The sequence below is a fragment of the Microbacterium sp. NPDC077184 genome, from assembly GCF_040687055.1.
Lineage (GTDB): Bacteria > Actinomycetota > Actinomycetes > Actinomycetales > Microbacteriaceae > Microbacterium.
This window is the reverse complement of the sequence record NZ_JBFBMM010000001.1, coordinates 358,528-383,016: the sequence shown is the minus strand read 5'-3', so window position 1 is coordinate 383,016 and position 24,489 is coordinate 358,528. Positions and strand designations below refer to the sequence as shown.

Here is a 24,489-nt window from a genome sequence, read left to right as displayed (position 1 = left end):
CCCCTCGACACCCCGAACTGGCGGATGCCGGCCGAGACGGATCCGCACGAGCGGACGTGGATGGCCTTCCCCCGCGAGGGCTTCACGCTCGGTGAGGACGCACGGGAGCGCGAGGAGGGCTACGCCGCGTGGACGGCGGTCGCGCATGCGATCGTCGAGTTCGAGCCGGTGACGATGGTGGTCGACCCGACCGAGATGGCCCGCGCGCGGCGGATGCTGAGCGGCGAGGTCGAGATCATCGAAGCGCCGATCGACGAGTTCTGGATGCGCGACATGGGCCCGACGTTCGTCGTCGACGACGCGCGCCCCGGAACCCTCGGCGCGGTCGACTGGATCTTCAACGGCTGGGGGGCACCGAACTGGGCCGAATGGCGGAAGTCCGCCCTCATCGGCCGTTTCGTCGGCGAGCACCTCGGTATCGAGGTCATCGACTCGCTGCTGGTGAACGAGGGCGGCGGCATCCACGTGGACGGTGCGGGCACGGTGCTCCTGACCGAGACGGTGCAGCTCGATCCGCGCCGGAACCCGTTCGCCGACAGGGCGCGGGTCGAATCCGAGATGGCCCGGACGATCGGCGCGACCGACGCGATCTGGCTCTCCCGCGGCCTCACCCGCGACTACGACGACATGGGCACGAACGGTCACGTCGACATCGTCGCCACCCTCACCTCCCCCGATCACGTCCTGCTGCACGAGCAGCAGGATCCCGACCACCCCGATTTCGCGGTGTCGCGGCAGATCCGCGGCGAGCTGGAGGCGGCGTTCGCCGCCCGGGGTCGGGATGTCACCATCACCGGGCTCCCCGCCCCGGCCACCCTGCGGGACGACTCGGGGTGGGTCGATTGGAGCTACGTCAACCATCTCGCCGTCAACGGCGGTGTGATCGCCTGCGGATTCGGGGAGGACGCCGGCGACGCCCGTGCCCGCGACATCCTCGCCGCCGCCTACCCCGGTCGCCGCGTCGTGACCGTCGACGCGCGCCCGCTCTTCGACCGCGGCGGCGGCATCCACTGCATCACCCAGCAGCAGCCCGCCGTCGGCTGATCACCACTCGCGGGAAAACGGCATCCGTGGGAGGCTCGGTCCGATGGACCGGGCACAGAAGATCACGATCGCCGTCTCGGCGATGGTCGTCGCGGGCCTTATGGTGCTCGCCGCTCCGCCCGTGATGGACGCCGCGGGATGGGCGGCTGCCCGCCTCGCGTCGGTCGGTGCCGAGCCCGCGGCATCCCCCAGCCCGTCGGAGGGTGGAACGCTCGACGGCACGGAGCCCGGGACGGCGGCCGAGGAACTCGTGAGCGTGGGGAACGGCACCTCCATCCCCGCGGGAGGCCCGGGCGACTGCGACGAGGCCGCCTGGATCCATATGGGCGAGATGAACGCCTGGCTGTACGGCGAGCTCGCCGATCAGGGCGTCCGAGAGTTCGCCGCCGGTGAAGCCGGGCTGGACGAGGAGGGGCGCGTGGTGACGTACACAGTCGCGCCCGGCGACGCGCTGTACGCGATCAGCGACCGATTCTGCATCGCGAACCCGCACGCCATCGACACGCTCAACCACACCAGGATGATCCAGCCGGGGGACGTCCTTCTCCTGCGCCCGAACAAGGCACTGCCGTGGATCCCGTATTTCAGCCCGCCCCACGCGCCCGCGGGATATCAGCAGATCCCTTATCAGAATGCCGTGGAGGCGATGAGTGCGGCCGCGCAGGCCGGCGACATCGCCGCGATGCGCCGCATCTTCGAGGACGACCTCGCCGCCCTGTTCCCGAACCCCGACCACGCGAACGTCGTCGCCCGCGCGCTGGAGCTGGACAGGCTCGACGTCCTCCGCCACATGTTCGCGTAGCCGGCGCCGCACCGGGACCCGTCCCGCGCCGCCGGCGATCCCGAGCCGAACTCCGCACATCCGGGCCCGAACCCGCCCCGAGGCCCCGAAACCGGCCCGCGGCGCGCGGATCGAAGGAGTTCGGTACGCGGCGGGCAGCACAGGAGCCGCCTCATGGGTTCGGCGACAGGAGGCCCGGCCCGACCCCGGGCTCGCCGGAACCGCGGGCCCAACTCCGCAAACCCGGGCCCGAACCCGCCCCGAGGCCCCGAAACCGGCCCGCGGCGCGCGGATCGGAGGAGTTCGGTACGCGACGGGCGGCGCACGAGCCGCCCTGGAAACGAAAGAAGCGCCCCTCGGGGGGGGCGCTTTTCCTGTAGCGGGAGCGGGGCTTGAACCCGCGACCTCACGATTATGAGTCGTGCGCTCTCACCAACTGAGCTACCCCGCCGCGACGCATTCCGCCGGTCGGACGAGATGCTGCGAGCCCCGAGTCAGGATTGAACTGACGACCCCTTCCTTACCATGGAAGTGCTCTGCCACTGAGCTATCGGGGCATGTCACCTGCGCGCAGGCAACTCCACGAGGATACCAGAATCACGGCATCCTGCTGAATCGGCTCAGCCTCCCGCGTGCTCGCGCAACCAGGGAAGCGGATCGATCGCGGTCGTGCCGTTCATGAGGATCTCGAAGTGCAGGTGCGCACCGAACGAACGCCCGGTGTTGCCCGTCAGACCGATGATCGTGCCCGCCGTGACGGTGTCCCCGGGCTCGACCTGGAGCGAGTCGTACTGCATGTGCGCGTAGTGGCTCGAGACCAGCTGGCCGTCGATCTCGTGATCGATGATGACATGCACCCCGTAGGCGCCGCCGGCACTGGTGGCCACGCGGACGACACCGTCGGTGATCGCCTGAATGGGCGCACCGTCACCGGGGACGAAGTCGAGTCCCTCGTGCATGCTGCCCGACCGCATCCCGAAGCCGTAGCTGATGGACACGCCCACGGGGAAGGGCCACTGGATCTCGCCGTTGGGATCGTTGTAGAAGAAGTTCGAGAAGTTCTGGATGCCGGACTCGGAAGCCAACTCCGCGATCGTCTGCGTGGAGTAGCTCTCCGTGCGCTCCAACGAGTCGTTCTCGGCGGTGGACGGCGCGACGTAGGCCTGGATCTCGTCGGGGTCGATCGCGCTCGAGGACACCGTCATGTTCGCCGGGGCGACGGCGGACGTCGGGGTCGACGCCGCGGCGACCGCCTCGGCCGGGGTGGTCATACCGACCGCCATCAACCCCACGATGCCGAACACGCCGACGGAGAACGATGCCGTGGCCACGCGACGGAACGCCGAACGTCCGGAACGACGGCCCCGGGTCGGCACGACATGCGCGCCGGTGATGGTGAGCGGCGTCGAGCCAGCGGTCGCGGCGGCGGCGACGGGGGTTTCGCCGGTGAAGCAGAAGAGGCGCGCGGCCCGCTCGAACTCGTCCTCGACGGGACCGTCAGCCGGGGCATCCGCGTCGACGAGAGACTCAGCCGCGGCGGAATCCACGACGCTCTCCAGGAGCTCCGGATCGACGGCCGCAGGGTCGTGCGCGGTCGTCTGGGCGGCGGGTGCGGGGACCTCGTCGACGACGAGCTGCTCGACGGCGGGCTCGGACGTCCGCCTGGCGCGGCGCGCGCGCCGTGTCAGGGCGGGCTCGGCCTGGCGCTCGGGCACGGGCGCCGGAGTCGCGGGCTCGTCCTGGACGGCATCCGCCGGTTCCGCCGCGTGAGGGGCGACGTCGTCGACCGGGGCGACGTCGAGCTCGATGAGCACCGCGTCGCCGGGGAGCGAGACGGATGCCGTGGACTCGGCGGTCACGGCGCGACGACGCTCCGCGCGGGAGGGGACCGGAACGGCCGCGTCGGGGGTCGCAGGTGCCGCGGGGAGTCGGCGGGAGCGCCGCGTGGGCGCGGGCTCAGCCTGGGGTGAATCGAGGGGCAAACGAAAGGCTCTCAGTCGTGTCGCAGGCGCGACGGAGGTCATCTCAGATGGGGGGATGTCGTTTCGTTCCGCACGGGCACGGAAGGATAACGATCGGGTAAACACTACCCCCGGCGACCTGGGAATGCGATGTACACACGCCCGATCGCGCAGCCGCTCACGGCAGCAGCGCGGCCGCGAACAGGCGGTCGTAGAGCTCCGGTGCCGCCGCGACATTCAGGACACGCCCCGCCGCGTCGGCGTCACCGCGACCGAAGCGGCCCCCGGCCTCCCGGACGATGAGGGCACCGGCCGCGTGGTCCCACGGCTGCAGTCCGCGTTCGAAGTAGCCGTCGAGGCGCCCGGCGGCGACGTACGACAGATCGAGCGATGCCGCGCCGGCACGCCGGAGGTCCCGCGCGAGGGGCAGCACACGGCCCACCGCGGCGAGGTCGCCGGCGTGGGTGGACGGGTCGTAGCCGAAGCCGGTGGCGATGAGGCCGCCCGCATCCGTGACCTCCGCCACCCGCAGGCGCGCACCGTCGAGGTACGCCCCGCCCTGCCGGACGGCGTGGAACATCTCGTCGACCGCGGGCGCGTACACCGCGGCGGCCACGGCCTCCCATCGGTCGGGGTCGGGCTCACCCGCGACGACGGCGATGCTCACCGCGTACTGCGGCATACCGTACGCGTAGTTGACGGTGCCGTCGATGGGATCGACGACCCACGTCAGGCCGCTCTCGCCGACCTCCGCCCCCGTCTCCTCGCCGAGGAACCCGTCTCCGGGCGCCTCAGCGCCCAGTCGGCTGCGGACGAGCGCCTCGACTTCCCGGTCGGCCTCGGTGACGATGTCGGCGAGCGCGGACTTCGTCGCGGCGATCGCCACGCCCTCGGTGCGGCGCCGGAGCGCGAGAGCACCCGCCTCCCGCGCGATGTCGAGGGCGAGGTCGTGCAGATCGCGATCGGATGCCATGCCTCCACGCTACTGCGGGCGCGCGGTGGACCCCGGCGCTAGCGTGGGTCCATGACAGGCGGATTCGGCCACACCCACGATGTCGTCATCATCGGCGGCGGACACAACGCACTGACGGCCGCGGCGTATCTCGCCCGCGCGGGGCACAGCGTGGTGGTCCTCGAACGGCTCGCGCATGCCGGCGGCGCCGCGGTCTCGGAGCAGCCCTGGGCGGGGGTGGAGGCGCGGCTGTCGCGCTATTCCTACCTCGTGAGCCTCCTCCCCCGACGGATCATCGACGACCTGGGGCTCGCCCTCACGCTGAAGCGACGGCGCTACTCGTCCTACACGCCGGATCCGCTCGATCCCACACGCGGCATCCTCATCGACACGCAGGATGCCGCTGCCACCGCGTCCTCGTTCGCGCGCGTCACGGGGTCTGCCACGGAGGCCGAGCGGCACGCACGGTTCGGGGCGCGACTGGGTCCGTTCGCCGCATCCGTCTTCCCGACGATGACCGAGCCGCTCCGGCGACGTTCCGAGATCGCCCACCGCGTGACGGATGCCGCCCTGTGGGAGGGGATCGTGGAGCGACCGCTCGGCGAGTTCCTGCGGGCGTCCTACGACAGCGACATCGCCCGCGGGATCGCTTTGACGGACGGGCTGATCGGCACGTTCGCGGCATCCGATGGTCCCGGTCTCCGGCAGAACCGGTGCTTCCTCTACCACGTGATCGGCGGCGGCACCGGCGATTGGGACGTGCCCGTCGGTGGCATGGGGCAGGTCACGGACGCGCTGGAGCGGGCGGCCCGCGGAGCCGGTGCGGAGATCCGCACGCGCGCCGAGGTGGTCTCGGTCACTCCCGAGGGGGAGGTCGAGATCGCCGGGGAGCACCCTCGAACCGTCCGCGGACGGCTGGTGCTCAGCGGGGTCGGCCCGAGTGTCCTCGCGGCACTCCTCCGCGCGGGTGGGGCGCCGACGACGGATGCCGCCTCAGCGCCGTCCCCGGAGGGCGCGCAGGTGAAGGTCAACATGCTGCTGCGGCGCCTTCCGCGTCTGCGGGACGCCACGGTCGCCCCCGAGGCCGCGTTCGCGGGGACGTTCCACATCAATGAGACGCTGAGCCAGCTCGATGCGGCGCACGCGCGGGCGTCGGGTGGAGAGATCCCCGATCCGCTGCCGGCGGAGATCTACTGCCATTCGCTCACCGATCCGTCGATCCTCGGACCGGAGCTGCGCGCATCGGGGGCGCACACGCTGACCCTGTTCGGTCTGCACGTGCCGCACCGACTCGTGGCGGGACGCGATCGCGACACCGCGCGACGCGACCTGCTGGCCGCGGCGGAGCGATCTCTGGACGCGGTGCTGGCAGAGCCCATCGCGGACTGCGTCTTCGAGGCCCCGGACGGATCACCGTGCGTCGAGGCGAAGACCACCGCGGACCTCGAGGCGGGCCTCGGCATGACCGGTGGCGACATCTTCCACGGCGACCTCTCGTGGCCGTGGGCCGAAGACGACGAGGCCCTCGACACCCCCGCGGAACGATGGGGTGTCGCCACCGCCCACGACCGGATCCTGGTGTGCGGCTCCGCATCGCGTCGCGGCGGCGCCGTCAGCGGCCTCGGTGGCCACAGCGCGGCGCACGCAGCCCTCGAGATCCTCGCGGGCCGCTGACCGGCGGTCAGGTCAGCCGCGCGGCGGCAGCGGAGGCGGCGGCGGGAAGCCGTCGTACCCGGTTGCCGGCGGCGGGGTGTGCGCGGGAGCCTCCGGTGCGGGCGCCTCGGGCGGGGGCGGAGGCGATACGGGCGCGAACACGTGCGCGCCCGGGCTCGGGTGGCCGGTCTGGTAGGCGGCGAAGTCGGGCGAGCCGTCGGGCATCATCGGCAGCGGCGTGACCCCGTCGGCGAACATCGGCCACGGCAGCAGTTCCGACTCAGCGGATGCCGCGGGGGCGGCGGCCGGGGCGGAGGTCGGAGTCGATTCGGCCGGGGCGGACTCGGTCGGGGCGGGCTCGGACGAGGGTCCCGCGTCGGGTGCGGGTTGCTCCCCCGCCGCCTGCGCGGCCGCGGCCTGCGCCTGCTGGACCGCGGCGTGGGTCACGACGGAGCGGGCCGGATGCGGCTGCTCCCCCTGGGGCGCCGGCGGCACGGCATCCGTTCCCGCGGTCTGGTCGACCGGGGTGGCACCCGCCGGTCCACGATAGGGCTCGGGAGCCGCCGGGAGTTGCGCCGAGAACGACGGAGCGGCGGGCGCGGACGGCGCACCGGCGTAGGCCGCGCCCGCGGCGGGTGCACCGTACCCACCGGGCGCCCCGAACCCGGCGCCGTACGCCGGACCGCCGGGGTAGCCCGGCGCGGGCGCCGCGGCGACGCGCCGCGGCCTGCGCGGCGCGAACAGGGCGTTCACGAGCGGGAGAAGAGCGGTGCCGACGGCGCCGAGGATCGCCGTGGCCACCACGATGCGCCAGTAGATGTCGGCGAAGTCGACCCATTCCGAGAGCATGAGCGGGATGATCAGCAGCACCGCCAGGAGCGCGACGAGGCCGATGGTCGTGAACGCCACGATCTGCGTGAATCGCGTCACGTACCGCTCGAGCGCCTTCAGGTAGAGGCGCACGTGGAGGAGGGCGAGCTGGAGGATCAGCACGATGAAGAGGAACTGCAGGAAACGCCCGACCCCGCTCCACGAGTAGCGCTCGGGCATCCAGATCATCACGGCTCCGATGAGGAGGGTGACGATCCAGGTGGCCATGCTCGCCAGCGCGAACCACGCGGGACGGCGCGGGGCGAGGTGCGCGTCGAGGATCGCGACCCCCGCGAAGCCCGCCAGCAGCAGGATCGTGAGGAACGCCCGTCCGACGATGCCGTTCTGCTCGCCGATGAGGACCCACACGACGCAGACGAGCGCCGCGGCGATGAGCGCACCGATGGCGACCCAGATCGCCGCACGCAGCAGCGGGGAGGTCTGGGCGTCGGCGCGCGAGGGCTCGAGCACCTGCTGATCGGGCTGCGACATGGTCCGTCCTCTCGTCCGCGGGCCGCGACCCGCCGTCCCATCCTGACATGCGTGCTTCTCGGCGGCGACCCGCTCTTCCCGCCCCTAGAATCGCGACGTGGAGCTCCTCGACATCGGCCGGGTCCTGCTCGGATTGATCCTGCTCATCGGCGGCGGCGAGGTGCTGGTGCGCGGCGCCTCGACCCTGGCGACGAGACTCGGCATCCCCCCTCTCGTGGTGGGGCTCGTGATCGTGTCGGCGGCGACGAGCGCACCCGAGCTGGCGGTGACGATCGGCTCCGTCATCGACGAGGAACCGGGCCTCGCCGTCGGCAACGTCGTCGGCAGCAACATCGCCAACGTGCTGCTGATCCTCGGCCTCTCGGCGCTCTTCCTGCCGCTGGCGGTCAAGCGCCGCCTGGTGAAGTTCGACCTCCCGGTGATGGTCGGGATCAGCCTCCTGTTCCTCGTCCTCGCCCTCGACGGCGAGATCACGCAGATCGACGGGGTGATCCTCTTCGCCGCCGCCGTCGCTCACGTCGTGCTGAGCTTCACGATGAGCAAGAAGGACCCGGATGCCGCACCCGACGATGCCGCGGGAGCCACCGATCGCCTGGCGACCGGCCCGGTGCGGACACGGCGGGCCCCGGCATCCGGAGTCCTGTCGTACCTGATCCCGATCATCCTCATCCTCGCCGGCATCGGGCTGCTCGTGTTCGGAGCCGACCTGCTCGTGACCGGAGCCGTGGCGATCGCGACCGGGTTCGGCGTCTCGAGCCTGGTGATCGGCCTCACCGTCGTCGCGATCGGCACCTCCCTCCCGGAGCTCGCGACCTCGATCGCGGCCGTACGCCGCGGCGAGCGCGACCTGGCCGTCGGCAACATCGTCGGCAGCAACATCTTCAACATCGGGGTCGTGCTGGGCCTCCCCGCGATCTTCTTCCCCGCCGGCATCCCCGTGCCGGATGCCGCGATCTCGCTCGACGTCCCGCTGATGATCGCCGCCGCGGTCGCGCTCGTGCCGATCGCGTTCACCGGGTTCACCGTCGCGCGGTGGGAGGGGGCGGTGTTCGTCGCCCTCTACGTCGCGTACACGGCGTACCTGATCCTCGCCGCGGTGGAGCACGACGCCCTGCGCGGCTTCTCGATCGTGATGCTCTTCTTCGTGCTCCCGCTCCTCGCGGTCACCCTCATCGCCGTGACGGCCTACGAGGTGGGCCTCCGCCGAGGCCGCCGCGAGGCCCCCGCCCCCTGACCCGCTGCGTTCCGCGACACCCGGGCTTCAGTGGCGCCTTCACGCGGGTCGTCGGCCCGCGCACCCGCGTCAAGGCGCCACTGAAGCCCGTGAGGAGGGGGGAACGACGAAGGGCCCCGCGATGCGGAGCCCTTCGAAATGGTGGCGAGTGAGGGATTCGAACCCCCGAATGCTGAGCAGTCTGATTTACAGTCAGATCCCTTTGGCCGCTTGGGTAACTCGCCGGGTGCGCACCCGCCCGGCTTGTACAGTCGACCGGAGGCGCGATCACCGATCCTACTCTCCCGAGGCCGCTCTCGGGAAATCGGATGCGGTGCGGGGATCAGGTGCCGATGGCGTCGAGGTCGGTGTCCTCCAGCGCGGACGGCAGACGCAGCAGAGCCCCCTCGAACCGGCAGGTCGCCGCGGCGGCATCCATCGCCTTCTCGAGCACCTCACCCCACTCCTCCTCGGACTGCGGACGCCCGTGCGCGAGCGACGCAAGGGTCGACGCGAACGCGGCATCCCCCGCGCCCATCGTGTCGACGATCCGGCCCGGAAGGCTCGAGATCGGCCGCGTCGCGGTGACACCCGCCGCCTCGACCGACGCTCCGGCGGCGCCCTGGGTCGCGAGCACCGAGTGTGTCCCGAGCTCCAGGAGCCGGGTCCGCAGCGCGTCCAGCGGCTCCCCGTACAGCAGCGTCGCGTCGTCCTCGCCGACCTTCACGAGCGCGGCGTCGGCGGCAAGCGCCTCGAAACCGCGGACGAACGCGGCGCGGTCGTGCATCATGCCCTCGCGCGGGTTCGGATCGATCGCCAGCGGAGTCCCGGATGCCGCGACCGCCTCCGCGAACTCCCGGGTCTGCTCCGAGTCGTCGAACGCGAAGCAGCTGACGGCCACAAGGGCGGCATCCGCCATCGCGGAGCGCTCCGCGTCACCGAAGCGGATGCGGCGCTTCTGCGACGCTTCGTTGAAGACGTAGGTGGGCTCGCCGCCGCCGGATCGCGTGCTGACGGCGCGGGCGGTGCCGAGGAGAGACGGCGTCGCGACCAGGTCGACGCCGTAGTCGGCGAGGTACGCACGGATCCGAGAGCCGGGCTCGTCGTCCCCGACCATCGCGAGGAGCGTGGTGGGCACGCCGAGTCGCGACAGCCCCACGGCCACATTCAGCGCCGCGCCTCCCACGAACTCGCGCACGCCCGTGTCGTCGCGCAGCTCGTCGATCAGCGCGTCTCCGACGACGACGATCCGTTCCGTCATGCCCTGCTCCCCACACTCTCCAGCACTCGTCCGACGAAGGTCTCGGTGCGCCGACGCGTTCCGTCGATGCGCATGTCCACGCTCGCCCGCATCTCGCTCGGCGCGAGCGGCGCGGCAAGTCGCACGTTCTCGTGACACGACAGGTCGGCGCACATGTACGTTCCCACACTGTCTCCACGTTCGCCCGCAGCGCCCGCGCGCCGCGCGGAGAACATCACCACCTGATCGGCCGGCTGCATCGTGTGGCAGAGGTTGCACATCGCCGAGCGCGCGTGCGAGCTGCCCTCCGCGGCCCGCAGCACGATGCCGCGCGGCTCGTCGTCGATCTCGACGAAGAGGTATCCCCGACCGCGGGTGCGGGGGTCGCGCCACGCCAGGAAGTCCAGGTGGAACCAGTCGAGCAGCACGAAATCGGTCGGCAGGGCGACGATCCGCAGCTCATCGGGGGTGGCGTTGACGAAATGGGAACGCACGTCGTCTTCGGTCAGTGGGCGCATGGCACCTCCTCGCCCGACCCAGTCTACGAACCTCCCCGCGCCCCGGCGTCCGCGCCTTCCACCCGCAACGTCACCCGCCGGACGGCACCCGCACCCCGGGTAGAGCCCACGCGGCGAAGACCGGACCGCGGGCGGCGATCGTCACGACGTCGGATGCCGCGTCCAGCGCGGCCGTCCCGTACAGCGCCTGCGCCTGTTCGACATCCGGCACCGCGTCCGCCGGCACGGTCATCTCCACGTCGCCGCGCGCGGCGAGGACGAGGATGCACTCCTCGGCGGCCTCCCGGACGAAGAGCACCGCGTCCTCGTCCACGTGCACCCACCGCAGTCCGCCACCGGCGAGTGCGGGGTGCGCGCGGCGGAGGTGCACGAGGTCGCGGTACAGCCCCATGCGTGCGGCGACCTCGGGCTCGTCCTCGGTGCCCCACGGCATCGGCGTGCGACTGGCCTCGCCGTCGACCCCGACCGCGCCGAACTCGTCACCGGCGTAGACGACCGGAAGGCCGGGGAGCGTCATCGACAGCCCGACCGCAAGGGGAATCGTCCCCTCCCCCGCGTGCGTGGCGAAGCGCGCGGTGTCGTGGGTGTCGAGGGGCTGCATGGTGCCGAGCCGCACCCGCCAGGGGACGCCTGCCGCGAACCGCGTGACGGAATCGACGAACTGCGCCGCGGTGTAGCGCGGGATGCCGCCGATCGGCTGGCCGAAGAACCACGGCTCGGTGACCTCGTCGCCCTCGGCGTTCCGGTACGCCGTCGGCCGCGGATCGCTCAGCCACGCCCACAGCGGCCGGGTGAACGAGGGGTAGGTCATCGCGCCGTGCCACCCGTCGCCCTGCAGGTCGCTCACGGCGTCGTTCGTCGACTCCCCCAGCAGCAGGGTGTCGGGGTTGATCGCGATCATCGTCTCGCGCAGGAGCTGCCGCACCTCGGCGTTGAGATCGATGTCGCCGAGCCTCCCGGTCATGTTCGCGACGTCGATCCGCCAGCCGTCGGTGTTGTAGGGCGGCTTCAACCAGGTCGCGACGACCGAGTCGGGTCCGGAGATGAACCGTTCGCGGAGCTTCTCCGAGGCCCAGTTGAACTTCGGCAGCGTCGGATACCCGAGCCACGAGACGTATTCGGTGTTGCCCTCATCGGTGAAGTAGTAGAACTCCTCCGCGGGTGCTGCCGGCGTGCCGTACGCGGAGAGGAACCACTCGTGCCGGTCTCCGGAGTGGTTGCTGGTCAGATCTCCGATGACGCGGATGCCGCGGGCATGGGCCTCCTCGATGAGACGGACGTACGCGTCGTCTCCGCCGAGGAGCGGGTCGACCGTCAGGAAGCTCGACGCGTCGTAGCGGTGGTTCGAGGCGGCGGGGAAGACGGGGGTCAGGTACAGCAGGTTCACGCCCAGGTCGACGAGGTGGTCGAGCTTCTCGATGACGCCGGGAAGATCGCCTCCGTAGAGCTGCTGCGACCGCCCGGGGGCGAGGACGTCCACCGGGTCGTCCCAGGATGCCGGGATCGCCCACTCCGGCGTCGGGTGGGCGTCGGCCTCGGACGACCGGGCGAAGCGGTCGGGGAAGACCTGGTACATCACCGCGTCGTACATCCACTCCGGCGGCGCGGGGTGCGCCACGAGGGCGAAGTCCTCGGCGTCGAGCGTCTCGATCTCGTGGAGACCGGCCTGGTTCAGCCAGAACACGCGACCGTCGTCCCGACGGATCATGAAGCGGTAGCCGTGGCGCGGGTTGGCCACGGCGATCTCGGCCTCCCACCAGTCCCATCCCTCTCGGGCACCGAGGAGAACGGCATCCGTCCACGCCGGCTCGTGGTCCGGGTTCGATCGCGCGCGGACGATCGCGGCGCGTCCCCACGCGTGCGGGATCCGCATCCGCACCCGCACGGTCTCTCCGAGCGCGGGCGCGAGGGTCGACACGTACAGGGGCGATCCGTCGTGATGCGGGATCAGCAGGGATGCGGCATCCGTCACTTGACGCTGCCGGAGACCAGCCCGCCCGCGATGTAGCGCTGCGACAGCAGGAAGAGCACCATCACCGGGAGCGCCGCGAGGATCGCGCCCGCCGAGAACACACCCCAGTTCTGCGACTGGAAGCCCGACACGAGCTGGAACAGGCCGATCGCGACGGTCTGCGTGGCCGGATCGGTGAGGATGACGCTCGCGATGGCGAACTCGCCGATGATGCCGATGAAGGTGAGCAGGCCCACGACGATGAGGATCGGGGTGACCAGCGGCAGCATGATCGTGAAGAACACCCGCGCGTGGCCGGCGCCGTCGATCTTCGCCGCCTCGTCGATCGCCGACGGGACGGTGTTGAAGAATCCGTACATGAGGAAGGTGTTCACGCCCAGCGCGCCACCGAGGTACACCATGATGAGGCCCGCGTGGGTGCCGAGACCGATCGCCGGGAAGACGTCGCTGATCTGGATCATCAGGAGGAAGATCGCGGTGATCGCCAGGAGCTGCGGGAACATCTGCAGCACCAGCAGCGTCATCAGCCCGAACCGGCGCCCGCGGAAGCGCATGCGTGAGAACGCATATGCGCCGAGCGCGCACAGGAGCACCGTGACGACGCTGGTGACGATCGCGATGATCAGCGAGTTCACGTACCACGTGCCGTACGGGATCGCCGGATCGGTGAAGAGGCGCTCGTAGTTGCGCGGCGAGATCGCCGAGAACAGCTGGTTCGAGCCCGTCAGGGTGCCGATCGGGTTGAGGGATGCCGAGACGATGTACAGCAGCGGGAAGAGCGCGAAGGCGATCGCGATCCACGCCACGACGTGACGCCACCCCTTGTCGGCGAACCACCGGCGGAACGACTGGCGCCGGCGCGTCGGGGTGGGCGGCTGGTCGTCGGCGGGCAGGCCCGCGACGCCGCCGATGCGGCTGACGACCCCGACGCGGGCGGCGTCGGGAACGGACTGGTCGATGCGCTCGCTCATCAGTTCAGGTCCTCCAGTGCCTTGGTCTGCCGGAAGCTGATCACGGCGACGACGGTGACGATGATGAAGATCAGGATCGACAGCGCCGACGCGAGACCGAGGTCACGTCCTCCGCCGCCGCCGAAGGCGACCTTGTAGACCATCGTGATCATGATGTCCGTCGCACCGATGTCCAGCGTGGTGTCGGTGAAGCGGGGGTTTCCTCGCGTGAGCATGTAGATCACGCCGAAGTTGTTGAAGTTGTACGCGAAGGTGGCGATCAGCAGCGGCGCGACGGCGACGAACAGGAGCGGGAGCTTCACGGAGCGGAAGATCCGCCACGCGCCGGCGCCGTCCATCTTCCCGGCCTCGACGATGTCCTCCGGCAGCGACTGCAGGGCGCCCGTGCTCACGAGGAACATGTACCCGTATCCGAGCCACATGTTCACCACGAGCACGCTCAATCTCGCGAGCCACGGATCGGCGAGCCAGGGTATCGATGCACCGCCGAGGAGGATCTGGTTGATGAACCCGAACTCCTGGTTGAGCATGCCCGCCCAGACGAGACCCGTCAGGTACGCGGGGAAGGCGTAGGGCAGGATCACGAGGATCCGGTAGTACTTCTTCCCCTTGAGGGTCGGGTGGTTCAGGGCGACGGCGAGGAAGAGGCCGAGCGCGAAGCAGAGGAACGTCGAGCCCGCCGCGAAGACGAACGTCCATATCGTCACGCGCAGGAGCGGGTCGCGGATCTGATCGTTGGTGAAGGCGTAGGCGAAGTTGTCCCAGCCGATGACGACCCGCCAGCCGGGCGTCAGGATCGAACCGTCCTCGGCGCGGAAGTTGCCCTCGCCGTCGTCGACGTAGACGAGCCCGGTGTCGGTGTTGGTGAAGGTGTCGGCGACCTCGTCGTACTCGAGGTTCGAGGTGAAGATGAACGCGCGCTGACCGTCGGAGGTGCGCAGCGTCCCGTCGTTGATGTCGTCCGAGACCGGGACGTTCAGGGCCAGGACCTCGTCCTGGAAGCGGATCACCTGGTTGAGGTTCAGCTCGTCCCACCCGGAGGGGGCGGCGGTGACGTCCTCCAGCGGCTGCTCGTTCGTTCCGAAGGCGAGCGTTCCGCCCGGCTCGGCCACGAGAAGACCGAACTGGTCCGCCTGACGGAACACCTGCACGGTGTACTCGGGCGAGTCGGGCACGCGCGCCTGCGACGTGCTGATGATCTGGGCGACCGCGTCGTCCTTGGTGCTGTTGTGCTGGTCGCCGGCGTTGGTGAAGGCGATGTAGCCGGTGTAGAAGATGACGAAGACCTGGAAGATCGCCAGGAACGCCAGGCCCGGCGTGAGGTACTTGCCGGGGAGGAGCCCCGGACGCAGGTAGATCACATTCACCGCGATGACGACGAGCGTCAGGATGCCCGCGGCCACCCAGTCACCCGTGGCGATGAGGACCCACACGGCGAAGACGGTGAGGGCGTCGATGACGCCGAGGAGGACGACCTTCACCACGAGGGCGAGGATGCCGCCCGAGGTGAGGCGTCGCGACGGGGTGTGGAACGGGTTGTCACCCCACGGTCCGGAGGACGTGGTGCCGGACCGGCCGGCGGTTGTGGCGGGCTTGGCGTCGACCATCGATGGACGCTCCTTCATCGCAGTGTCGGGCTACAGAGTAGGGGCGGGTGGGGTTCGAGCAGAACCCCACCCGCCCTGTGACGGCAGGACTCAGCCGTCGATCTTGGTCTGGATGTTCGTCGCAGCGGTCTCCCAGACCTCCTGCGGGTCACCCTCGCCCTTGATGAGCTGGAGCTCGGCGTTGCCCCAGTCCGACCACACGGCACCCATCTCGGGGATCGCGGGCATCGGGGCACCGGTCTGGCCGATGGCGCCGAAGGCGGCGACGTCGGGGTCGGATGCCGCGGCGCTCTCGTACGCGGCGGTCAGTGCCGGCGGACGGCCGCCGACCTCGAACAGTGCGAGCTGCGCCTCTTCGGTGCTGAGGTAGTTGACGATGAAGTTCGTCGCGGCCAGCGCGTTGGCGGACTTGCTGGAGAGGAAGAAGCCGTTGACGCCGATGAACGGACGGGCCTCTTCGCCACCGGCGCTGGGCAGCGGGTCGATGACGTAGTTGATGCCGGCCTCGGCGATCGCGGGGGTGTTCCACGGCCCGGTCAGGTAGTAGGGCGACTCGCCGGCGAGGAAGAACTCGCGGGCGCGGTCTCCGTCGATGTTGGCGTTGAGGATGCCCTCGGCGCCCCACTGCTTCAGCGCGGTGGCGAACTCGACACCCGCCTCGTCACCGAGGACGAGGTTGGAGGAGTCGTAGCTGCCGTCGGCGTTCTGAGCGAACACCTGCGAACCGAACGAGGTCTGCAGCGGGTACAGGTGGTAGGGGTCGCCCTGCTCGGGCGACAGGCCCACGAGGAACGGGTAGGTGGTGCCGGCCTCGCGACCCTTCGCGATGACCTCGTCGAAGGTCTCGCTCGGCTCGGAGACGAGATCCGCGTTGCGGACGAGCGCGACGTTCTCGATCGAGTACGGGACGCCGTAGACGTTGCCGTCGTAGGTCATGGCCTGGATGGCCGACTCCGCGAAGCCCGAGGCGACGTCGCCGAGCTCGAGCGGGGCCACGACACCCGCGGCCACGTAGGCGCCGAGCTTGTCGTGGGGGCTGACGATGACGTCGGGGCCCTTGCCGGTGGGAACCTGCGAGATGAAGTCCTGGTCGACGGTGGCGAAGTCCTTGGTCACCAGCTCGACCTCGATGCCGGTGTCCTCGGTGAAGGATGCCGCGACGCCCTCCAGTGCGGGCTTGCGCTCGATGTCGACCCAGACGGTGATCGCGTTCGCGTCGCCGCTGCCCTCACCGGTGTCGCCGCCGTCGGCCGTGTCGCCGCCGCCGCTCGCGCAGCCGCTGAGCACGAGCGCGCTGCTCGCCACCAGCGCGCCGAGTGCGAGCACGCTCTTCCTGTTCACCTTCATCGGTGTGCCTCTCTTGAAGTGCTGATTCGTGGAGAACCGGCTTCTGCCGGCGCTGAGCACCGAGAAGACCGTTCTTCTGCTCGCCGTGATGCAAGCGCTTACATTGTCACCCGACACCCCCGATCCCGCAACTGCGGATTTCGGATCGATATCTCGCCGTGATCTGCAGGGTGTACTGGAACCGCTTGCAGATGAGACGCGGTGTCAGATGTGCGCGCTCACTTCCGCGCGATGCCGCGACCTCGGCGTCGATGCGGCCTCCCCCGGTAGACTCCCCGGCATGGCTGATTCCTCGTTCGACATCGTCTCCAAGGTGGACCGGCAAGAGGCGGACAACGCCCTGAACCAGGCGCGCAAGGAGGTCGAGCAGCGCTACGACTTCAAGGGCACGGACGCCTCGATCGCGTGGAGCGGCGAGTCGATCCTCATCAAGGCCAACAGCGAAGAGCGGGCCCAGGCGGTCCTCGACGTCTTCCAGACCAAGCTCATCAAGCGCGGCATCTCCCTGAAGAGCCTCGAGTCGGGTGAGCCCGTCGCGAGCGGTCGCGAGTACCGCATCGTGTCGACCCTGAAGGAAGGCATCTCGCAGGAGAACGCCAAGAAGATCGGCAAGCTCATCCGCGATGAGGGGCCGAAGTCCGTCAAGTCGCAGATCCAGGGCGACGAGCTCCGGGTGCAGTCCAAGAGCCGCGATGACCTGCAGGAGGTCATCCGCCTCCTCAAGGCCGCCGATCTCGACGTCGACCTGCAGTTCCTCAACTACCGCTGAGTCGTCGATGACATCCGTCGACGAGGCGATCCGTCGCGAGGCGATCGCGGACTACGGCGTGATCGGCGAGGCGCCCGCATCGAGCCTCGAAGGTCTCCTCCGGATCGCCGCGACCGTCTGCCGTGTCGACAAGGCGGTCGTCAACATCATCGACGACCGCTTCCAGCATCAGATCGCCGCCCACGGCTTCGACGCCGCGGTATGCGCCCGCGAGGACTCGATGTGCGCGGCGGTGTACCTCTCCGGGCAGCAGATCGTGCTGCCGGACGCCCGCGACGACGAACGCTTCACCGACAACCCCTTCGTCACCGGCGAACTCGGTCGGGTGCGCTTCTACGCGTCGAGCCCGTTGCGCACCCCGGACGGCGTCATCATCGGCACGCTCTGCGTCTTCGATGAGGACGTCGCGGAGCTGGATGCCGCACAGCGGTCGACGATGGACATCCTGGCCGGTCAGGTCGTCGACGTCCTCGAGCTGCGTCGTGCGGGCCGCGAACTGCGCTCCTCGAACGACCGGCTGAGCACGTTCGCCGGCCAGGTCAGCCACGACCTGCGCAATCCCCTCACCGCGCTCGTCGGCTACATCGAACTCGCCAGCGACAGCCTCGAGGTCGACGAAGCCGCGCAGGCCGTCACCTCCCTCGCTCGCGCGGAGGCCGCGGCCGGCCGCATGACGGACCTCGTCGGCGACCTGCTCTCCTACGCCCGGATCGGCGGCGCCGCGCGCCACTTCGGCCCGGTCTCGATCCGCGAGGCCGTCGTCGCCGCCGTCGACGATCTCGACACGGCGCTGCGCGAACGCGGAGCCCGCGTGAGCCTCGCCGTCGAGGGCACCGCGTTCGGCGACGCGACCCTCATCCGCCTCGTCCTGCAGAATCTCATCGCCAACGCCGTGAAGTTCACCGCCGCTGCCGGGATCCCGCCGATGATCGAGGTCAGCACGACGCGCACCGACAACGCGCTCGTCATCCGTGTCGAAGACAACGGCCCCGGTATCCCGGAGGACGAGCGGGGGCGCGTGGTGGGCCTGATGGAGCGCGGCGCCGGCGCGCAGGGCGTCGAGGGTCTCGGCCTCGGGCTGTCCGTGTGCCGCCGCATCGCGCAGGAGCACGGCGGACGCCTCGGGATCGACGCCTCCCCCGCGGGTGGCGCCGCCGTCTGGGTGACGCTGCCGCTCCTGGAGGGTCACGCGGCGGCCGCCACCACCCCGGCCGACGGAGTCGCATCCGGTCAGTGACCGGCGCCGAGCCCTCCGGACAGCCGCGCGTGCAGCTGGGTCGTGGCGTCGTTCATCCCCTCGAGGACGACCTCCTTGCCGCGCTGGCGGTACTTCGTCACCACGGCGTCGAGAGCCGCGACCGTGGAGGCGTCCCACACGTGCGAGCGTGACATGTCGATCACGATCCGGTCGGGATCGCCCGCGTAATCGAACAGCGTCGTCAGGTCGTTGCTGGAGGCGAAGAAGAGTTCACCCTCGACCTCGTACCGCACGATCGGCTCCGCCGCAGAGTCGTCCACCGTCCGCTGCACGCGGACGAAGTGGGCGACGCGACGGGCGAAGAGGACCATCGCTGCCAGCACCCCGACGCCCACGCCGATGGCGAGGTTGTGCGTCCACACCGTGAACACGACGGTGATGACCATCACGGCGGTCTCGCTCTTCGGCATCCGTCGCAGCGTCGACAGGCGGACGCTGTGCCAGTCGAACGTCGCGACGGAGACGATGATCATGACGGCCACGAGCGCGGCCATCGGGATGATCGCCACGATGTCGCCGAGGACGAGCACGAGGATCAGCAGGAAGACGCCGGCGAGGAACGTCGAGATGCGCGTGCGTGCGCCGGATGCCTTCACGTTGATCATGGTCTGGCCGATCATCGCGCACCCGCCCATGCCGCCGAAGAGGCCGGAGAGGATGTTCGCACCGCCCTGACCGAAGGCCTCCCGGGTCTTCCGCGAGTGGGTGTCGGTGATGTCGTCGACGAGCTTGGCGGTCATGAGCGACTCGAGGAGCCCGACGACAGCCACGGCGAGCGCGTACGGCGCGATGATCTGCAGCGTCTCCCACGTCAGGGGGACGTTCGGGATGAAGAGGAACGGAAGACTCTCCGGCAGGTCCCCCTGGTCCCCGACCGTCGGGATGTTCATCGCCAACACCACCGCGGCCGCCGTGAGCAGCACGATCGCCACGAGCGGTGCGGGGACGACCTTCGTCCAGCGCGGCATCAGGTACATGATCAGCAGGCCCGCCACGACCATCGGATACACCAGCCACGGGACGCCGATGAGCTGCGGGAACTGCGAGGTGAAGATGAGGATCGCGAGCGCGTTGACGAAGCCGACCATGACGCTGCGCGGAATGAAGCGCATGAGCTTCGCGATGCCGAGCGCGGCCATGACGACCTGGATGAGCCCGCCGAGGATCACGGTGGCGATGAGGTAGTCCACCCCGTACTCGCGCGCGACGGGGGCGATCACGAGCGCGATGGCACCGGTGGCGGCGGTGATCATGGCGGGGCGTCCGCCGAGGAAGGAGATCGCGACGGCCATCACGAACGAGGAGAACAGGCCGAGGCGCGGATCGACGCCGGCGATGATCGAGAACGCGATCGCCTCGGGGATGAGGGCGATCGCCACGACGAGACCGGCGAGCGCCTCGCGGGTGAGCAGCCGCGGGCTTCGCAGCGCCTGCATCACGGTGGGTTCGATGCGATACCGGCTCGGCGGATCGGGGACGGGGACGACACGGGTCATGGACGCTCCAGGGTGGAGGGCGGGATCGCGACGGCGATCGAGGAAGGACGCGACGATGCGTCGGGACCGCGAGCGCGGTCGGAGACAATGGGAGGATGCCGCAGAGCGCGGCACGCGAAGACTCTACCGTAACGTGAGGTTTACGGCGAGTCGGACGAGGAGTCCCATGGATGCCGAGCACCGCCACATCGGCGACGTCGCCGAGGAGACGTCGCTGTCGTTGCGGACGCTACGGCACTACGACGAGATCGGACTCATCGTGCCCTCCGCGCGGACCGAGGGCGGCTTCCGTCTCTACACCGACGCCGATGTCGCCCGGATCATGGTCGTGCGCCGCATGAAGCCGCTCGGGTACTCGCTGGAAGAGATGCGCGACGTCCTCGCCGTCTTGGATCGTCTGGCCGAGGACGCCGCCGACGACGGCGCCCGCACCCGCCTCGACGAGATCCGCACCGAGGCGACCGAACGCAAGTCGCAGCTCGAGGCGAAGGTCGCCATGGCCGACGAGTTCCTCACCCAGCTCGCCTCGAGCTGAGACGGGACGCCTCAGCGCGCCGCCGTGTCCCAGTCGACCTCGATCGCGTCCTCCTGGGAGGGCGAGATGCGCGCGGCGTGCACGTCGCCGGGCTTCGGCCATCGGCTCTTCGGGAACACCGCCTCCGTGGAGACCGTGCGCGGCGGGATGCCGGCCGCTTCGGCGCGGAGTTCGACGCGGCACTCCTGGTAGCGCGCCCGCCCCTCGGGCTCGGACACCGAGACGACGGTCACGCGGCCGCGGACGGCATCGGCCATCGGATCCTTCGTGGCCTTCTCCAGCCACTGCGCCATCTCGTCCCACTCGTCCACGCGGCCAGCCTAGTGCGGTGGGGCGGGCATCCCCTGCGGCGCTCGGCGGCGGGCGGCGCCGTCGACGAGCCACTCCCGCAGGCCCCGGTAGGCCTCGGCGCGGGCGGGTGCCGCCGAGAGGAAGACGTCGTGGAGGGCGCCGTCCACGCGGCGGAGGGTGACGTCCCTGCCGACGCGCGTGGCGGCACGGGCGATCTCGTCGACCACGAGGACGGAGTCGGAGGTCAGCGCCTGCTCGGACCACGACAGCGGTGAACTCGAGCGCGCCGAGAGGAGGACGAGGGTGGGACAGCCCGTCTCGATCCCCGCGGCGACGGTGGCGTGCCCGCGCACCACCGCTCGGAGCCACCCGGGGTGCGTCGGGAAGCCGCGCTCGGGCCGCCACGCGGCGGTGATCGCCTCTCCGGGGAGCGCGCCGATCTCGCGCTGCGCGCGCGTGTAGAAACCGAGGTCGACCTCCGGGTGCGCGCCCAGCGGATCCCAGCGTGCCCGCGCCTCGATGAGCGGCAGGAGAGCCTGACGCGCGAACGGCCCCGTCTGCAGCTCCAGCCACGGGCTGTTCAGCACGAGGGCGTCGGCGAATCCCGGATGCCGGGCGGCCCAGAGGGTGAGGGTCAGGCCCCCGGTGGAATGACCGAGGAGGACCAGCCGACGCCGGCGCGGGGCATCCGACGCCGGATCGTGACCGATCGCCGTCAAGGCCGCCGCGATGTCCTCGTCGTAGACGGTGAGGTCGGTGACGTACCCGGGGACCTGCCCCTCGCGGAGGCTCCGCCCGTACGCGCGGAGGTCGAGGGCATGGAAGCGGGCGCCGAGGTCGCACCAGAAGCGTGCGAGCTCGATCTGGAAGAAGCAGTCCGACCAGCCGTGGACGTACAGGACGTCGACATCGCGGAGCGCCCCGACCAGCGAGGCCCAGGCCGAGGGCTCCCGACGCACCAGCGTCGCGACGACCTCACCGTCGGAATCCCTCCCAAGGGGAAGGGTCCGCTGCGCGAACGGAGGCCCGAGGACGTCGGGCCTCCATTCAGCGGTCATCGCCGAAGGCTACTCGCCGCGCGAGACGGTCACCATCTCGTCGCGCGGGACGACCTTGATGCGCGCGCGCCCGTGCGGTGCGCCCAGGGCGATCTCGTGCTGGTCGAGCCGGTGCCAGCCCTCGAGGTCGGTCCAGGCCACGCCGCGCTCAGCGAGGAGGGCGGGGATCGCCTCATCCGACGGGTCGACGGGCTGCCACCACGACGCCTGGTCGTTGATGATGTGGCGGACGGTCTCCATCGCGTCGGACTTCGTGTGCCCGATGAGGCCCACCGGCCCGCGTTTGATCCATCCGGTCGCGTAGACACCGGGCACACGCTCGTTGGAATCCTTGTGCAGGACCTGGCCCTCGTGGTTCGGGATCACGCCGTGGCGCTTGTCGAAGGGCACGCCCGGCAGGGGCGACCCGAAGTAGCCCACCGCGCGGTAGATCGCCTGGATCGGGACTTCGCGCAGCTCCCCCGTGCCGACCACGCCGCCCTCGCCGTCGGGGCGCGTGCGCTCGTACACGAACGCGGTCGCACGCCCCTCGGCATCCGTCTTCACTTCGACGGGCTTGGCCCAGAAGTGCAGGTGCAGACGACGGGATGCCGTGCCTCCGGCGTTGTTGACCGAGTCGCGCTGGCGCCACTGCTGCAGCACCCGGTCGATGACCATGACCTGCTTGTTGCTGGCGATGGCGGCCTTGGACGCCTCGTCGTAGTCGAAGTCCTCGTCGTAGACGACCATGTCGACGTCGCGGAGCTCGCCGAGCTCGCGCAGCTCCAGCGGCGTGAACTTCACCTGGGCGGGTCCGCGCCGGCCGAACACGTGGACGTCCGTCACGGGGCTGGCCTTCAGACCCTCGTAGACGTTCTCGGGGATCTCAGTGGGCAGGAGGTCGTCGGCGTGCTTGGCGAGCATGCGCGAGACGTCGAGCGCGACGTTGCCGTTGCCGATGACGGCGACGGACTGCGCGTCCAGCGGCCATTCGCGTGGGACGTCCGGGTGGCCGTCGAACCAGCTGACGAAGTCGGCGGCTCCGTAGGAGCCCTTCGCGTCGATGCCGGGGATGTCGAGATCGGCGTCGCGGATCGCGCCGGTGGCGAAGATCACGGCGTTGTAGTGCTTCTTCAGGTCGTCGAGGGTCAGGTCCTCGCCGAAGCGCACGTTGCCGAAGATGCGGATGTCGCCGCGGTCGAGCACTTCCCGCAGCGCCGTGATGATGCCCTTGATGCGCGGGTGGTCGGGGGCGACCCCGTACCGGACCAGGCCGTACGGCGCGGGGAGCTGGTCGAACAGGTCGATCGACACGTCGAACGTGCGCTCGGCCTTCAGGATGATGTCGGCGGCGTAGATGCCTGCGGGGCCCGCCCCGACGATGGCCAGCCTGAGCTTGGTCAAGGAATGTCCTCCTGGAATCAGCGGGAGCGGTCGGCGACGGCGCGCGCGAACCGGGTGAGAGCCTCGCGGACCGCGCCGTCCGGCAGCGGTTCGAGGGCGTCGATGGCCTCCTGCGAGTACGAGCCCGCGAGGTCGCGGGTGGCCTGGGTGGCTTCGTGATCGCGGAGACGGGCGAGGGCGTGATCGAGGATCGCGGGATCGGCGCCGTCGGCGATCCGGGCGACGCCGTCGTCGATCTCTTCGCGCAGGCCCACCGAGTCCGCGTCGGTGCGGCGGGTGAGGACGAGGTACGGCATGGTGGGCACCCCTGCGCGCAGGTCGGTGCCGGGCACCTTCCCGGTCTCGGCGGGGTCGGCGGCGAGGTCGATCACGTCGTCGAGCAGCTGGAAGGCGACACCCGCCTTCTCGCCGAAGACCGCCAGCGGCTGCTCGAACTCCTCCGGGCCGTTGGCGAAGATGTTGCCCACCTGAGCGGATGCCGCGATCAGCGACCCGGTCTTGTCGGCGAGGACGTCGAGGGAGAACTGCACCGGATCGTCGCCCTCGGCGGGCCCGACCGTCTCGCGCATCTGACCGAGGACGAGACGCTCGAACGTGTCGGCCTGGATCCGGATCGCACGCTCGCCGTAGCGGGCCATGATCTGGCTCGCACGCGCGAAGAGCAGGTCGCCGGCGAGGATCGCGACGCTGTTGCCCCACACCTCGTGCGCGGCCGGGACGCCGCGGCGCTTGTCCGCGTCGTCCATGACGTCGTCGTGGTACAGCGAGCCGAGGTGGGTGAGCTCGAGCGCGGCCGCGCCTTCGACGACGGCGTCCGTCGTCCCGTCACCGAGCTGGGCGGTGAGGAGCGCGAGCATCGGCCGCACCCGCTTGCCGCCGGCCTCGTAGAGGTAGCGGCTGACGGCATCGACGACCGGCTGCGCCATGCGCAGCTCGTCACCGAGGGCGGCGTCGACGCGGAGCATGCCCTCATCGACCGTGGCGAGGAGCCGACGCGAACGGGCGCCGGCGAAGATGCGGTCGGTGAGGCCCAGCTTGCCGAGACGCGAATCGGACGCGGAGGGGGTCACCTGATCAG

At 70.4% G+C, this 24,489-nt stretch carries 21 protein-coding genes and 3 tRNA genes; 7 read left to right on the top strand and 17 right to left on the bottom strand.

Annotated elements, in window-relative coordinates:
- Window positions 1-24 precede the first annotated feature (24 nt).
- Together AB0O93_RS01750 and AB0O93_RS01745 are read left to right on the top strand one after the other, a co-directional pair.
- On the top strand, window positions 25-1,044 hold the full coding sequence (locus AB0O93_RS01750) for an agmatine deiminase family protein (protein WP_363340966.1): 1,020 nt from the start codon (window positions 25-27) through the stop codon (window positions 1,042-1,044).
- 43 nt (window positions 1,045-1,087) lie between these two features.
- The gene (locus AB0O93_RS01745) at window positions 1,088-1,846 is read left to right on the top strand and encodes a LysM domain-containing protein (protein ID WP_363339921.1); all 759 of its coding nucleotides are present in this window, start codon (window positions 1,088-1,090) and stop codon (window positions 1,844-1,846) included.
- A gap of 356 nt (window positions 1,847-2,202) precedes the next feature.
- On the opposite strand, the gene AB0O93_RS01740 is transcribed toward AB0O93_RS01745, so the two are convergent.
- The 4 genes from AB0O93_RS01740 to AB0O93_RS01725 form a co-directional block, all read right to left on the bottom strand.
- Window positions 2,203-2,276 (bottom strand) — tRNA-Met (locus AB0O93_RS01740).
- Between the two features lie 34 nt (window positions 2,277-2,310).
- A tRNA-Thr gene (locus AB0O93_RS01735) sits at window positions 2,311-2,382 on the bottom strand.
- 63 nt (window positions 2,383-2,445) lie between these two features.
- Window positions 2,446-3,684, bottom strand: coding sequence for a peptidoglycan DD-metalloendopeptidase family protein (locus AB0O93_RS01730; RefSeq protein WP_363339919.1), 1,239 nt, complete (start codon window positions 3,682-3,684; stop codon window positions 2,446-2,448).
- Between the two features lie 280 nt (window positions 3,685-3,964).
- The gene (locus tag AB0O93_RS01725) at window positions 3,965-4,759 is read right to left on the bottom strand and encodes an inositol monophosphatase family protein (RefSeq protein WP_363339917.1); all 795 of its coding nucleotides are present in this window, start codon (window positions 4,757-4,759) and stop codon (window positions 3,965-3,967) included.
- Between the two features lie 51 nt (window positions 4,760-4,810).
- Between AB0O93_RS01725 and AB0O93_RS01720 the strand changes: the two genes are divergently transcribed.
- Window positions 4,811-6,412: an NAD(P)/FAD-dependent oxidoreductase gene (locus AB0O93_RS01720; protein WP_363339915.1), complete on the top strand. Its 1,602-nt coding sequence runs from the start codon at window positions 4,811-4,813 to the stop codon at window positions 6,410-6,412.
- Window positions 6,413-6,424: 12 nt separating this feature from the next.
- Here AB0O93_RS01720 and AB0O93_RS01715 read toward each other — a convergent pair whose 3' ends face one another.
- Entirely contained in the window at window positions 6,425-7,753 is a 1,329-nt protein-coding gene (locus AB0O93_RS01715; RefSeq protein WP_363339913.1) for a DUF2304 domain-containing protein, read from the bottom strand.
- A 97-nt stretch (window positions 7,754-7,850) separates the two neighbouring features.
- Between AB0O93_RS01715 and AB0O93_RS01710 the strand changes: the two genes are divergently transcribed.
- Window positions 7,851-8,987, top strand: coding sequence for a calcium/sodium antiporter (locus AB0O93_RS01710; protein WP_363339911.1), 1,137 nt, complete (start codon window positions 7,851-7,853; stop codon window positions 8,985-8,987).
- Between the two features lie 139 nt (window positions 8,988-9,126).
- Here AB0O93_RS01710 and AB0O93_RS01705 read toward each other — a convergent pair.
- From AB0O93_RS01705 to AB0O93_RS01675, 7 genes are all read right to left on the bottom strand, one after another.
- Window positions 9,127-9,211: transfer RNA gene (locus tag AB0O93_RS01705), tRNA-Tyr, on the bottom strand.
- A gap of 98 nt (window positions 9,212-9,309) precedes the next feature.
- Entirely contained in the window at window positions 9,310-10,227 is a 918-nt protein-coding gene (locus AB0O93_RS01700) for a PfkB family carbohydrate kinase (protein ID WP_363339909.1), read from the bottom strand.
- On the bottom strand, window positions 10,224-10,724 hold the full coding sequence (locus AB0O93_RS01695) for an FBP domain-containing protein (RefSeq protein WP_053548131.1): 501 nt from the start codon (window positions 10,722-10,724) through the stop codon (window positions 10,224-10,226). Before AB0O93_RS01695 ends, AB0O93_RS01700 begins: the two co-directional genes overlap by 4 nt.
- Before the next feature lie 70 nt (window positions 10,725-10,794).
- Window positions 10,795-12,696 carry an alpha-amylase family glycosyl hydrolase gene (locus tag AB0O93_RS01690; protein WP_363339906.1) on the bottom strand — a complete coding sequence of 634 codons (1,902 nt, stop codon included), beginning with the start codon at window positions 12,694-12,696 and terminating at the stop codon, window positions 10,795-10,797.
- On the bottom strand, window positions 12,693-13,667 hold the full coding sequence (locus AB0O93_RS01685) for a sugar ABC transporter permease (protein ID WP_363339904.1): 975 nt from the start codon (window positions 13,665-13,667) through the stop codon (window positions 12,693-12,695). Before AB0O93_RS01685 ends, AB0O93_RS01690 begins: the two co-directional genes overlap by 4 nt.
- Complete coding sequence (locus tag AB0O93_RS01680) at window positions 13,667-15,274, bottom strand: ABC transporter permease subunit (RefSeq protein ID WP_363339902.1); 1,608 nt, start codon at window positions 15,272-15,274, stop codon at window positions 13,667-13,669. The genes AB0O93_RS01685 and AB0O93_RS01680 overlap by 1 nt, the downstream gene beginning before the upstream one ends.
- Window positions 15,275-15,364: 90 nt before the next feature.
- Window positions 15,365-16,621: a maltose ABC transporter substrate-binding protein gene (locus AB0O93_RS01675; protein WP_363339900.1), complete on the bottom strand. Its 1,257-nt coding sequence runs from the start codon at window positions 16,619-16,621 to the stop codon at window positions 15,365-15,367.
- A gap of 280 nt (window positions 16,622-16,901) precedes the next feature.
- Here AB0O93_RS01675 and AB0O93_RS01670 point away from each other — a divergent pair, with 280 nt between their 5' ends.
- A complete protein-coding gene (locus AB0O93_RS01670) occupies window positions 16,902-17,390 on the top strand; it encodes a YajQ family cyclic di-GMP-binding protein (RefSeq protein ID WP_363339898.1) in 489 nt (162 codons plus the stop codon).
- Between the two features lie 7 nt (window positions 17,391-17,397).
- Window positions 17,398-18,627 (top strand): GAF domain-containing sensor histidine kinase, encoded by a 1,230-nt coding sequence (locus tag AB0O93_RS01665; protein ID WP_363339896.1) that lies wholly within the window; start codon window positions 17,398-17,400, stop codon window positions 18,625-18,627.
- Here AB0O93_RS01665 and AB0O93_RS01660 read toward each other — a convergent pair.
- Window positions 18,621-20,144 (bottom strand): SulP family inorganic anion transporter, encoded by a 1,524-nt coding sequence (locus AB0O93_RS01660; RefSeq protein WP_363339895.1) that lies wholly within the window; start codon window positions 20,142-20,144, stop codon window positions 18,621-18,623. The genes AB0O93_RS01665 and AB0O93_RS01660 overlap by 7 nt on opposite strands.
- Window positions 20,145-20,310: 166 nt before the next feature.
- Between AB0O93_RS01660 and AB0O93_RS01655 the strand changes: the two genes are divergently transcribed.
- On the top strand, window positions 20,311-20,679 hold the full coding sequence (locus AB0O93_RS01655; protein ID WP_363339893.1) for a MerR family transcriptional regulator: 369 nt from the start codon (window positions 20,311-20,313) through the stop codon (window positions 20,677-20,679).
- Between the two features lie 11 nt (window positions 20,680-20,690).
- Here the strand turns inward: AB0O93_RS01655 and AB0O93_RS01650 are convergent, their stop codons facing one another.
- From AB0O93_RS01650 to AB0O93_RS01635, 4 genes are read right to left on the bottom strand one after another with little or no spacing between them, the layout of a single operon-like run.
- Window positions 20,691-20,990 carry a hypothetical protein gene (locus AB0O93_RS01650; protein WP_363339891.1) on the bottom strand — a complete coding sequence of 100 codons (300 nt, stop codon included), beginning with the start codon at window positions 20,988-20,990 and terminating at the stop codon, window positions 20,691-20,693.
- 9 nt (window positions 20,991-20,999) lie between these two features.
- Window positions 21,000-22,028, bottom strand: a complete 1,029-nt coding sequence (locus AB0O93_RS01645; protein ID WP_363339890.1) for an alpha/beta hydrolase — start codon at window positions 22,026-22,028, stop codon at window positions 21,000-21,002.
- Window positions 22,029-22,037: 9 nt separating this feature from the next.
- Entirely contained in the window at window positions 22,038-23,411 is a 1,374-nt protein-coding gene (locus tag AB0O93_RS01640) for an FAD-dependent oxidoreductase (RefSeq protein WP_363339888.1), read from the bottom strand.
- A gap of 17 nt (window positions 23,412-23,428) precedes the next feature.
- Window positions 23,429-24,481 carry a polyprenyl synthetase family protein gene (locus tag AB0O93_RS01635; protein ID WP_363339886.1) on the bottom strand — a complete coding sequence of 351 codons (1,053 nt, stop codon included), beginning with the start codon at window positions 24,479-24,481 and terminating at the stop codon, window positions 23,429-23,431.
- Between the last annotated feature and the right edge of the window lie 8 nt (window positions 24,482-24,489).